Below are 12615 nucleotides of genomic sequence, written 5' to 3' on the forward strand. Positions count from 1 at the left end.
CTGGCCCGTCAGCGCTGATCGACAGCACCGTGCGCGCAGGGGGCCAGCCCGCCGAAGCCGCGCCGAATGCCGCGCGGCCGGCGCACGGCTCCGAGAGAGGGAATGGCTTGGACGGCCGGGTGGCGCGACTGATGTGTTGTCAGGCTGCGCGCCGCTTTCGGCGGTGGTAGCTGGGGATGGGTTGTCGTGTGGGGTCGATGGATTCGGGTGGGACGGCGTAGGGGTGTCCGTCGTCGCCCATGAGCAGTTGCCAGTCGCCGTGGTGGACGAGGCGGTGGCATTCTCCGCAGACCAGCGCGAGGTTGTTCAGGTCGGTGCGGCCGCCGTGTTCCCAGAACTTCACGTGGTGGGCCTGGCACCACTGTGCGGGGCGGCCACACATCACGCAGCACCGATCGCGGATGGTCAGGGCGATGCGTTGGTCGTCGCTGGCAAGTCTGGTGCTGCGGCCCAGGGCGAGCGGGACGCCGTGGTGGTCGACGATGACGGGGGTGAGGTCGGCATCGCAGGTGAGAAGTTCGGCGAAAGCGCGGCTCATCGGCCCGGTCCAGTCGAAGTGGAACGGCCAGTCGGCATCACCGGGCTCAGGTGCAGACCTCTGCCCGCAATGGTCACCGGCGGCAGCGCTGCGACCGACGCGATCGCCGCGGGGATCACCGGTCCGTGAACCGTCGCCGACACCGCTCCCGACGTCGTGACCGCCATCAGCATCGTCGGGACCCGTGTCGGCATCACCGGTCCGTGAACTGTCGCCGGCACCAGCACTGCTTTCGCTGACGTGGGGACCGCCGCCAGCATCACCGGTCCGTGAACTGTCACCGATGCCAGCAAGGTTCCCGCTGACGCGACGACCGGTTCCACGATCGGGACCCGCGTCGGTATTGCCGGCCCTTGAGTCGTCGCCGGCACCAGTACGGTTCCCGCTGACGCGACGACCGGCACCACGATCGGGATCGCCCTCGGTATCACCGGTCCGTGAACTGGCATCGGCATCAGCACGGTTCCCGCTGACGCGACGACCGTTGCCACGATCGGGACCGCCCTCGGTATCTCTTGGTTGTGAGTGGCCGCCTGCACCGGATGCCCTCGAACCCGTTGTTGGCCTGTTCGATTGCGTGTGTCCGCGGTCGGCGAGCAGGTCCCGCAGCGGGACGATCAAGTGCACCGATGCCCGCGACCCGCCCGCCGATCCGCGGCCACCACCGCTCAGGTTCCGGTCGAGGATCCGATCGAGGGCATCGGCCCGCCGCTTCGACGGACCACGTAGATCGCGTTCACCACCGGGGCCGGGCTGCGGCGCGGTCAACGCCGACAGCGCGGTGAGCAGCTTCTCGGCGAGGAGTCGGTCGACGTTGCCGCCGATCTGGAAGCGGCCACTGGCAAGCGGGTGAACATCGAAACGGTTCAACTCCGGGTTCTCCGACACCGGTATCGGCGGCGGTCCAGCTGGAACAGGTTCGGGCCGAGCAGGTTCGGGCTCGCCCGAGCCGGCTGCGTCACCCGCGTCAGCTCGGCTCGCACGGTCCCGCTCTTGCTCCCGCTCCTGTTCCCGCTCCTGTTCTTGTCGTTGCTTCTCGGCCTGCTCGTGGCGGGCTCTGGCGTCCTCGGCCGCAGAATGCGCCAGTGCCTGCGCGCGGGAGGCGACCTGCCCGGCGGTGCTGCGCATGGCGGTTTCGAGCAGTTCGGCGACGACCGCGTCGCGGCGTTGTTCGTCGAGGGTGGGGTCGGCGACCACCACGGTGGCGTAGCCGTCGGCGATCGCCGAGGCGTGCGCGGCGTGGATGTCACCACCTGCGAGGGCACCCAACACGCTGGGCCGGTCGGTGAGCCACTGCCCCAGCTCCATCTGACGGGCCGCGGACCCGTCGGTGATGCGCACCGATCGCGCGTACCACCGGGTCACCGACGAGTAGCCGAGTTTCATGGCCAGACCGCGGCGGTCCATTTCCGCCAGCAGCGTCAATCGCGTTGCAGCGAGCTCGTTTTCGAGGGAGGACACGCCAGCGAGCTCGGAGACCAAATCCTGGTCGCCGAGCCCGAACACATCCCCCCATGTCTTCACACCACGAAAGCTATACCCACCCACCGACAAGCTTTGTCACGGAGCGACGGTGCGGTACCTGAGCATCATTTCGTGGTCCTCGTGATCAAGCATGTGGCAGTGCCACATGTACCCCTGCAGTTCGCCGCCCCCACCCATGTCGTGTCCACCGTGCTCGCCGCCGTGGTGCGCGGCCGGCCCGGCGAAGGTGGCGTCGGGGTCGAACCCGAGCTCGTCGGCCGTCGGGAATCCAACGAGGATCTGCGTGACGGTGCCCGGGTAGGTGTTGACGGTGTCCTTCCACCCGGCTTCCCACGCCGCCGGGGGCACCGACGGACCGGTGAGGAACTTCTCCACCGGCGGAGCCCATCGGGTACCGAATGTGGGCCTGGGGAAATCACGTTGGTAGGCGGCGAGGTCGATCGGGATGCGTCCCAGCGTCCGGAAGTGGGCCAGGTGCAGGTGAATCGGGTGCGGCTCCACCGTCGTGTTGACGATGTTCCACATCTCCACGGTCCCCTGCTTGGGCATCTCGATGTCCGGGTCCGAGTACCTCAGGTTGTTCAGGTTCATCAGCGTCATGTCCAGGTTGAGCCCACCGGACGGCTGGTTGACGGTGACCGTTCGCGTGAATGTCGCGGTCGGCAACGGCGGCAACACATCCGGCTGCCCCTTGCCACCGCGCAGCAGCGTCGGCATGCCGCCCCGGAACCCCGCCGCGGACGCGACGCGGAACTGGCAGAACATCGGCATCGGGACCGCACCGAGCGATGCCGCCTGAGCGGGTGGTGGCTCGTCGTTGAGCAGCTCGATCAGTGCGCCCGGCTCCACGGCACCGAAATCGACGAGGATGTCGGCGCGCTCGGCCGGGGCGAGTCGGATGCTGGTGGCTTCCACCGGAGCGTCGAGCAATCCCCCGTCGTTCCCGATGACCCAGAATCGAAGTCTGTTGGTGAAGAACAGGTTCCACACGCTGTACGACCCTGCGTTGACGACGCGCAGTCGGTACATTCCCCTGGCGACTTCCATCGTCGGCCAGATCTTGCCGTTGACGACGCCCACGTCTCCGGTGCCGCCGCCCTCCCATTTACCCTGCGGCACAGTGATGTTGGAACGGATACTCATGCTGCCGTCGGGATTCATGATCTTTTCCTGCAGCACCAACGGCAGCTCGAACTCACCCGACGGCAGACCCAGCACATTGTCGGACGTACCGGTGTCCCAACGGTCCCGCACGAGGTTCATGCCGAGCAGGCCCGCGTACACGTTGATGCGCGTCATCGACATCGCGTGATCGTGGTACCAGAGTCCCGCGGCGTCGTTGAGCCCCGAGAAGTTGTGCGTCATCGACTCTCCCGGGCGCACCAGCATCTCGGAGTGCCCGTCGCTCGCCGGTTCGGTGACGGCCCCGTGCAGGTGCAGCGCCGTCGGTGTCATCGTGCGGTCCATCTCGCTCATGCCGTGCAGCGAGGTGTCGATGTCGGCGGCGAGCGGGTTGCCTGCGGTTGTGTTGGAGTACTTCAGTGTCCAGGGCTGGCCGGTCTGCGACTCGATGGTCGGTCCGAGGTAGTCGCACTGGCCGTATCCGAAGGTGGGTGCCGGCCGTAGATCGGCGTGGAACACGTGGGTGGAGCTGTGCGCGTCCAACGTCACCTCGGTACCGCTGATCAGCGGCAACCTGGGCAGCTCGTCCCGGAACGGCGTGAGGGGCGGTGAGTGGAACAGCAGGGGGCTCTGGCCACGAAGGAAGTCGTCGGCCATCGCGCGGCGCGTCGTCGACGCCACCGGGAGTGCAGCGGCACCAGCGGCTACTGCGGCGACGGCGAGCCCTCGAAGGGCGGTTCGCCTGGACACAGATCCGCTCACCGAGCCACCTCTCTCCTTGTTGTGATTGGGGCCATACTATGTGCCCGTCGGCTCCCGCCGTCACCCCACACTCGGATCGTCCGGCACGTTCCTGCCGGTGGAGGGATCTATCTGTCATGGCAACGATTACTTTCGAGCGCACCACCAGGCTGTTTCCGGGCTCAGACGCCCCCGCGGTGGACGAGCTCGACCTGCACATCGAGGACGGTGAATTCCTCGTTCTGGTCGGCCCGTCGGGTTGCGGAAAGTCGACGTCGCTGCGGATGCTCGCGGGGCTCGAAGAGGTCAATTCCGGTCGCATCCTCATCGGCGGCAAGGACGTCACCCACTCCGAACCCAAGGATCGCGACATCGCGATGGTGTTCCAGAACTATGCGCTGTATCCGCACATGACCGTCGCGGAGAACATGGGCTTCGCTCTGAAGTTGGCGAAGGCGAACAAGGACGACATTCGCACTCGCGTCGAGGAGGCCGCGAATCTACTCGACCTCGAGCCGTTTCTCGATCGCAAGCCCAAGGCGCTCTCCGGCGGGCAGCGGCAGCGAGTTGCCATGGGCCGCGCCATCGTTCGCCAACCCCAGGTGTTCCTGATGGACGAGCCCCTGAGCAATCTCGACGCCAAACTGCGAGTCCAGACGCGCACCCAGATCGCGCAGTTGCAGCGCCGGCTCGGGACGACGACGGTCTACGTCACCCACGATCAGGTCGAGGCCATGACGATGGGCGATCGCGTCGCCGTCCTGAAAGGTGGTGTGCTGCAGCAGTGCGCCACCCCGCGCGAGCTGTACCGGAAGCCGGTCAATGCGTTCGTCGCCGGGTTCATGGGCTCACCGTCGATGAATCTGTTCCGCGTCCCGGTCACCGACGGCGGCGTTCGCCTGGCCGATCAGGTGATACCGGTGCCGCGACAAACTCTCGGCTCGGCCACCGAGGTGATGTTCGGCATCAGGCCCGAGCACATCGAGATCGCGAGCAGCGGAATCGCTCTGGAGATCGACGTGGTCGAGGAACTCGGCTCCGAGGCCTTCGTGTTCGGCCGTGCGGACATCAACGGCCGCACCGAGACCATCGTCGCACGGGCCGATTGGCGCAGCCCACCCGAGAAGGGTGACCGCGTCCACGTCCGTATCGACGACGCGCACGCACACATCTTCGACGCCTCCGCCGAGGGTCACCGCCTGAACTGACCGTCGTGCGCGTTGTGCGTACCCCTGGGGACGCACAACGCGCACGAGCTCAGACCAGCAGCTCGGCGATCTGAATCGTGTTGAGCGCCGCGCCCTTACGCAGGTTGTCGCCCGAGACGAACAGTGCCAATCCGCGGCCCTCGGGAACACCCGGGTCCTGGCGGATCCGGCCGACGAGGGAATCGTCCGCGCCTGCGGCCTGCAACGGCGTCGGCACGTCGACCAGAGAGACGCCCGGGGCGGAGGCGAGCAGCTCACGAGCGCGTTCCACCGAGAGCGGGTTGGCGAATTCGGCATTGATCGACAGCGAGTGACCGGTGAACACGGGCACGCGGACGCAGGTGCCGCTGACCAGCAGGTCCGGCAGGCCGAGGATCTTGCGCGATTCGTTGCGCAGCTTCTGGTCCTCGTCGGTTTCGCCGGATCCGTCGTCCACCAACGCACCGGCCAGCGGCAGGACGTTGAAGGCGATGGGCGCGACGTACTTGTTCGGGGCCGGGAAATCCACCGACGAACCGTCGTGCACCAGCTTTTCGACGTCGCCGATGACGGCGCGCGCCTGGGTGGCGAGTTCTTCCACACCTGCGAGTCCGCTGCCGGACACGGCCTGGTAGCTCGAGACGATCAGGCGCTGCAGGCCTGCTTCGTCGTGCAGCACCTTGAGCACCGGCATTGCGGCCATGGTGGTGCAGTTGGGGTTGGCGATGATGCCGCGCGGCGGATTCTTCGCGTCCTCGGGGTTGACCTCACTGACCACCAGCGGCACGTCCGAGTCCTTGCGGAACGCCGAGGAGTTGTCGATGACGGTGGCACCTGCTGCGGCGAAACGCGGTGCCTGCTCACGTGAGAGCGTCGCACCCGCGGAGAACAGCGCGATGTCGATTCCGGCGAGGTCTGCGGTGGAGGCGTCCTCGACGACGATCTCCTCGCCGCGGAACGGCAGCTTCTTTCCCGCCGAGCGCGCGGAGGCGAAGAATCGAACGGTGTCGGCGGGGAAGTTGCGCTCCTCCAACAGGGTTCGCATGACGGCACCGACCTGGCCGGTGGCTCCTACGACTGCAACTGTGGTCATCGTCTATCGTCCTGTTCCTGCGTGTACGACGGCTTCTTCGTCGCCGCCCAGATCGAAGGCGGCGTGCAGCGCGCGTACTGCTTCGTCGAGCTGAGTGTCACTGCACAGCACCGAGATGCGGATCTCCGAGGTGCTGATCAGGTCGATGTTGATGCCGGCGTCGGCGAGGGCCTCACAGAACGTCGCGGTGACGCCGGGGTGGCTCTTCATGCCCGCACCGACGAGGGAGACCTTGCCGATGTGGTCGTCGTAGAGCACCTGAGCGAAGCCGATCTCGGCCTGGAGCTTGGTGAGCTTCTCCACTGCCGTCGGGCCGTCGGCCTTGGGGCAGGTGAAGGTGATGTCGGTCTTGCCGGTGTCGATCTTGGACACGTTCTGCAACACCATGTCGATGTTGATCTCGGAATCCGCCACCGCGCGAAACACTTTGGCGGCGTAGCCGGGGGTGTCGGGCAAGCCGACGACGGTGACCTTCGCCTCGCTGCGATCGTGTGCGACGCCGGTGAGAATTGCTTCTTCCACTGGAATGTCCTCCATAGATCCGGAGACGATCGTTCCGGGTTTCGTGGTGTACGACGAGCGCACGTGAACAGGAACGTTGTAGCGACGCGCGTATTCGACGCAGCGCAGCATGAGCACCTTCGCGCCGCAGGCGGCCATCTCCAGCATCTCCTCGAACGAGACGGTGTCGAGGTGCCGGGCGTTGGGCACGATGCGCGGATCGGCGGTGAAGATGCCGTCGACGTCGGTGTAGATCTCGCAGACGTCGGCGTTCAGGGCCGCGGCGAGCGCGACGGCGGTGGTGTCGGACCCACCGCGACCGAGCGTCGTGACGTCCTTGCTGTCCTGGCTGACGCCCTGGAATCCGGCGACGAGCACGATCGAACCCTCGTCGAGGGCGCTGCGCACGCGGCCGGGGGTGACGTCGATGATCTTGGCGTTGCCGTGCACGCTGGTGGTGACGACGCCTGCCTGGGAGCCGGTGAACGACCGGGCCTCGGCACCGAGCGAGTGGATGGCCATCGCGACCAGCGCGTTGGAGATGCGTTCACCCGAGGTGAGCAGCATGTCCATCTCGCGGGCCGGCGGGGCCGGGCACACCTGCTGGGCCAGGTCGAGTAGTTCGTCGGTGGTGTCGCCCATGGCCGACACGACCACGACGACGTCGTTGCCTGCCTTCTTGGTCTCGACGATTCGTTCAGCGACGCGTCGGATACGTTCGGCGGTTCCCACCGACGATCCACCGTACTTCTGGACGATGAGAGCCACGCCTGTTTACCTCCGCTGGATAGCCGACAATCGGGCGATTGTTCCGGGGTAACCCTACCGAGCGAATGCCCCGAGCAGTGGCCCGGGTAGCTCCGAGCTGGGACTTTAGGGCGGTTCGCCTGCGGATACACCTGACCTAACATGTTCGGGTGACCCTTCCCGAGCACCGCCCACCCCCACCCCCACGAGGTCTGCGGGTGCTCTTCGGGCTCCCTGCCGTCGGCCGTCGCTGGCCGGGTGGACTGCGCTCGGCTCTGGCGTTCGGTATCCCCGCGATCGCGGCGTGGGTTCTCGGGTTCCACACCGAGGCCCTGCTGGTGGTCTCGGGCAGTTTCGCCGTCATCTACGGCGAGGGGCGTCCCTATCGTTCGCGTTGGTGGGTCGTCCTGACCGCGGGCGGCGCACTGGTGGCGTCGGTGTGGCTCGGGGCGACGGCCGGGCAGGTGGCGCTCGATCTCGGGAGTACCGGATGGGCGCAGATGATCCCGGTGACCCTGCTCTCGCTCCTGGCTCTCGTGGCGGTCTACGTCATCGCTGCGCTGCGACTCGGACCGCCGGGTGCGTTCTTCTTCGTGCTGGTGTGCGCGGTGTCGTCGTACATCCCCGGGGCCGGCATCGGCGCCGTTCACGGAGCGGTCTGCGCGGCGATCGGCGTCGCGTCGGCGCTGCTGGTGTCGATGTCCGGGGTGCTGTGGGATCCGCGAGGACCCGAGCGCGAGGCCGTCGGAGCCGCGGTGGGCGCGATCGAGAAATACACGAGCTCGCCGACGCCGTCTGCCGCCGATCGTCACGTCGCGGCCGCGCGTCTGCACGCAGCCTGGGCCGCCGTGTACGACGCCGGTGCTGCACGGTTGTCGTCGAGGCCGGTGCTGGTGCAGAGGCTGTTCGACGCCCATCGGGCGTTCGCGGCCACTACCTCTCGAGGCATGGATGCCGACCAGGCAGTCGACTCGGTGCCGGATCAGCTGCCGCTGGCGAGGCCGAGCATCGCCTACCGGTTGCGGCGCTCGCTGCACCGGGATTCACACGCATCGTCCACGGCGATCAGGGTCTTCTGCGCGGCAGCGGCGGCAGGCGGGATCAGCGTCGCGCTGGATCTGAGCCGACCGGACTGGGCGATCCTCGGTGCCGTCCTGGTGCTGCAACAGGGTCCCGACCGGGTGCACGGCACCTATCGCGGCCTGCAGCGGCTCGGCGGAACCCTCGCGGGGGTGGCCCTGTTCTCCGCCATCTTCCTCTCGCCGCTGACCGGTCTGGCCGTCATCGTGGTGTTGATGGTGTTGCAGTTCGCGATCGAGGTGTCGGTGGCGCGCAACTACGGGTTGGCCGTCACGTTCATCACTCCGCTCGCCCTGCTGATGGGGACACTGACACATCCGGGAGCTGTGCTGGAGGACATCGTCGTGGACCGGATCGTGGAAACCACGGTGGGCGTCGCTCTGGCCTTCGCTGCGCTGTGGCTGCTGCTTCCCGGGGCGTTCAGGCGCGCATTGCAGTGGTCCGACGGCCGAGTCCTGACGCTCAGCGCCGATCTGCTGACGGTGTTGCGCACCGAGGACGTGGCCGGATCGAGCGCTCTCACCGCCCGGCGCGACGTCCAGTTCGAGCTGGTCGGGTCCGCGTTGGCCGGTGCCGAGGCCGCACACAACGATCGGCGGTGGGCTCATCGGGTGTGGTCGCAGCATGCCGAGGTCGATCGCCTCGGGTACGAACTCCTCGCGCACTGCTGGACGATCACCGACGTCGGACGAATGAATGACATCGGGCACTGGCAGCGCAGAGTCGATGCAGCAACTGCAGAATTCCACTCGTCAACCCTGGGGTAGGCGGTCGGCGCGCGGTAGTACACTCAGCCCATGCTGCGAGCTCTCCTTCTTAACAGCCGCGACGGGGTCTGAGACCAGACTGGCTTCCCGTCGCGGGGTTCGTTGCGCCGGTCGAACACATTGCTCTGATCTGTACGGAGAGACGAAGACCATGTCACCAGCCGACGCATTCACCTCGGGAACTCGCACCATCACCCCGCCCTCGCGGCCCGCACCAAGCGACCAGCCCGCCTGGAACACCCAGAAGAACTCCTCGATGCCGACCTACCGTTACCGGCCGTTCGCCGAGGAGGTCGAGCACGTCACCCTTCCCGACCGCACGTGGCCGGACAAGATCATCGACCGCACCCCGCAGTGGTGCGCCGTCGATCTGCGCGACGGCAACCAGGCGCTGATCGATCCGATGAGCCCGGCCCGCAAGCGCCGCATGTTCGACCTGCTGGTTCGCATGGGCTACAAGCAGATCGAGGTCGGCTTCCCGTCGGCCAGTCAGACCGACTTCGACTTCGTCCGCGAGATCATCGAGGACGGCGCGATCCCCGACGACGTCACCATCCAGGTGCTGACGCAGTGCCGTCCCGAGCTGATCGAGCGCACCTTCGTCGCGTGCGAGGGTGCCCGCAGCGTCATCGTGCACTTCTACAACTCGACGTCCATCCTGCAGCGCCGAGTGGTGTTCCGGGCCGAGCGTGACGTCATCAAGAAGATCGCCACCGACGGTGCCCGCAAGGTCCTCGAAGAAGCAGCCAAGTTCCCCGATACCGACTGGCGCTACGAGTACTCCCCCGAGTCCTACACCGGCACCGAACTGTCCTACGCCAAAGAGGTGTGCGACGCGGTCACCGCGATCATCGATCCCACTCCCGCCAAGCCGCTGATCCTGAATCTGCCTGCGACAGTCGAGATGGCGACACCCAACGTCTATGCCGACTCGATCGAGTGGATGAGCCGCAACCTCGATCGGCGCGACAGCATCGTACTGTCACTGCACCCGCACAACGACCGCGGAACCGGTGTTGCCGCAGCAGAACTCGGCTACCAGGCCGGTGCGGATCGCATCGAGGGCTGCCTGTTCGGCAACGGCGAGCGCACCGGCAACGTCTGCCTGGTCACGCTCGGGTTGAACCTGTTCACCCGCGGTGTCGATCCGCAGATCGACTTCTCCAACATCGACGAGATCCGTCGAACCGTGGAGTACTGCAACCAACTTCCCGTCGCCGAGCGTCACCCCTACGGCGGCGACTTGGTCTACACCGCCTTCTCCGGCAGCCACCAGGACGCCATCAACAAGGGCCTGGACGCGATGAAAGTCACTGCGGACGAACAGGGTTCGGACATCGGAGACGTCACCTGGCAGGTCCCGTATCTGCCCGTCGACCCGAAGGACGTCGGTCGCACCTACGAGGCCGTCATTCGCGTCAACTCGCAGTCCGGCAAGGGCGGCGTCGCGTACATCATGAAGTCCGATCACGGCCTGAACCTGCCGCGTCGACTCCAGATCGAGTTCTCCCAGGCCGTCCAGCGCATCACCGACGGTGAGGGCGGCGAGGTCTCGCCCAAGGAGATGTGGGACGTCTTCGCCGAGGAGTACCTGACCCCGATCCGCCCCCTCGAGCGCATCAAGCAGTCGGTCATCGCGGCCGAGCACGACGGTGGCACCGACACGATCACCGCGACGGTCAAGGTCGACGGCGTGGAGCAGGAGATCTCCGGATCCGGCAACGGCCCCCTCGCCTCGTTCGTCGACGCACTGTCCACCATCGGATACGACGTCAGCGTCCTCGACTACTCCGAGCACGCCATGTCCGCCGGCGACGACGCCCAGGCCGCGGCCTACGTCGAGGCCTCGGTCACCTCTCCTGCCGGTGTCGCCACCACCGTCTGGGGCGTCGGCATCGCGACGTCGATCACCACCGCGTCACTGCGTGCCGTGGTGTCGGCTGTGAACCGCGCACTGAAGTAGATTCTCTGCTCGACGCGAAGCCGCCCATATCATCACGAATGGGCGGCTTTTCGCTGTTTATCGACGCTCAGCTGGTACGCCGCGTGCGACAATGAACCTGCCGTCGGGGCACTTTAGGGAATGGAAGTTCGCCATGGATTCTTTCTGGGATTTTCTCTGGCTTCTCATCGTCGGTTTCGCATTCGTGGCTTACCTCATGGTGATGCTGTCGATCATCGGAGACCTCTTCCGAAACCACAAAGCATCCGGGCTCGTGAAAGCCGCGTGGGTGCTCTTCCTCATCATCGCGCCGTTCTTCACCGCGCTGATCTACCTCATCGTGAACGGCGGCAACATGGCCGAGCGTCAGGTTGCCGCCCTGCAGCACGCCAAGGACCAGCAGGAGAACTACATCAAAGAAGTGGCCGGTCGGTCCGCATCGGAGGAGATCGCACACGCAAAGACATTGCTGGACAACGGAACCATCGATCAGGACGAGTTCAGGACGCTGAAGGCCAAAGCTCTGTCCTGAGGTCTGCCTCCGCCCGGAACGCGTCGAGCACGGCCGCGATCGCCGGTAGGCGTCGAGCGTCGGGCCTGGTCGCAAGTTCGTAGATGCGCCCGGCCCGAACACCCGATAACTCTCGACGCACCAGACCGGGATGCACCACGGCGTACCGCGGCATGAGGGCCACGCCGTGACCGGCCGCTACCAACACCTCGGTGACGCGAAAATCGTTCACTCGCTGGACCACTCGGGGTTCGACGCCCGTGGCCGCGGCTACCGAGAGCAGCACGTCGTCGACCGGGAATCCGCCGCGAACACTGATCCATCGTTCGTCGACCAGATCCCTGAGGTCTATCGATTCGTGTTGCGCCAAACCATGACCGGGCGGGAGCACCAGATCGATCGGCTCACGCATCAAGGTCGTCACTTCGATGCGCGGGCCTGCGGTCGACGGGGCTCGCTCGTCGCGGTGGGTGAGCACCACGTCGTAGTCGGCCAACAGTTCCGGCACCGAGGATGCAGGAAGGTCCTCGTCGCGTGCCTCGATGTCGACGTCCGAGTTACCCAACCGCGTCAGCACCCCGGGCAGCAGCAGGGCAGCACCGGACGGGAACAACGCGACTCGGACGCGTCCCCGCGGGGACGCACGGTACCGATCCATCTCGGCTCTAGCGCGGCTGACCGCAGCGAGCACCTCGTCGGTACGCAGCACCAGAGCACGTCCCGCGTCGGTCAGTCGGAGCCGGCGACCGTCCGGTTCGAGGAGCGTCACACCCGCTTCCCTGGCCAGCAGCTTGAGTTGCTGGGATACCGCCGAGGGGGTCATCGACATCGCGTCGGCCACCGCTGCGACAGTTCCACGGTCGGCGAGTTCCGCGAGGATCCGCAGCCGCTCCACGTTCAT

Annotated in this window: 9 protein-coding genes; 4 read left to right on the forward strand and 5 right to left on the reverse strand. The window is 66.5% G+C overall.

Annotated features, from left to right (window positions below; genetic code table 11):
- Positions 1-139: 139 nt before the first annotated feature.
- Positions 140-2062: a DUF222 domain-containing protein gene (locus CH283_RS28730; protein WP_255183169.1), complete on the reverse strand. Its 1923-nt coding sequence runs from the start codon at positions 2060-2062 to the stop codon at positions 140-142.
- Positions 2063-2098: 36 nt separating this feature from the next.
- Positions 2099-3907, reverse strand: coding sequence for a multicopper oxidase family protein (locus CH283_RS10265; RefSeq protein WP_094638717.1), 1809 nt, complete (start codon positions 3905-3907; stop codon positions 2099-2101).
- 116 nt (positions 3908-4023) lie between these two features.
- Between CH283_RS10265 and CH283_RS10270 the strand changes: the two genes are divergently transcribed.
- Complete coding sequence (locus tag CH283_RS10270) at positions 4024-5094, forward strand: ABC transporter ATP-binding protein (RefSeq protein ID WP_094638718.1); 1071 nt, start codon at positions 4024-4026, stop codon at positions 5092-5094.
- Positions 5095-5143: 49 nt separating this feature from the next.
- Here CH283_RS10270 and CH283_RS10275 read toward each other — a convergent pair whose 3' ends face one another.
- Positions 5144-6166, reverse strand: coding sequence for an aspartate-semialdehyde dehydrogenase (locus tag CH283_RS10275; protein ID WP_068054019.1), 1023 nt, complete (start codon positions 6164-6166; stop codon positions 5144-5146).
- Between the two features lie 3 nt (positions 6167-6169).
- Entirely contained in the window at positions 6170-7435 is a 1266-nt protein-coding gene (locus CH283_RS10280; RefSeq protein WP_032395287.1) for an aspartate kinase, read from the reverse strand.
- Between the two features lie 149 nt (positions 7436-7584).
- Between CH283_RS10280 and CH283_RS10285 the strand changes: the two genes are divergently transcribed.
- From CH283_RS10285 to CH283_RS10295, 3 genes are all read left to right on the forward strand, one after another.
- Positions 7585-9261, forward strand: coding sequence for an FUSC family protein (locus CH283_RS10285; protein WP_141215221.1), 1677 nt, complete (start codon positions 7585-7587; stop codon positions 9259-9261).
- Positions 9262-9412: 151 nt separating this feature from the next.
- Positions 9413-11224: a 2-isopropylmalate synthase gene (leuA, locus tag CH283_RS10290; RefSeq protein ID WP_094638720.1), complete on the forward strand. Its 1812-nt coding sequence runs from the start codon at positions 9413-9415 to the stop codon at positions 11222-11224.
- A 133-nt stretch (positions 11225-11357) separates the two neighbouring features.
- Complete coding sequence (locus CH283_RS10295) at positions 11358-11735, forward strand: SHOCT domain-containing protein (protein ID WP_094638721.1); 378 nt, start codon at positions 11358-11360, stop codon at positions 11733-11735.
- Here CH283_RS10295 and CH283_RS10300 read toward each other — a convergent pair.
- Positions 11704-12615 (reverse strand): LysR family transcriptional regulator, encoded by a 912-nt coding sequence (locus CH283_RS10300; protein ID WP_094638722.1) that lies wholly within the window; start codon positions 12613-12615, stop codon positions 11704-11706. The two genes, CH283_RS10295 and CH283_RS10300, sit on opposite strands and share 32 nt — an antisense overlap.

Source organism: Rhodococcus sp. 05-2254-2 (genome assembly GCF_002259095.1).
GTDB lineage: Bacteria > Actinomycetota > Actinomycetes > Mycobacteriales > Mycobacteriaceae > Rhodococcoides.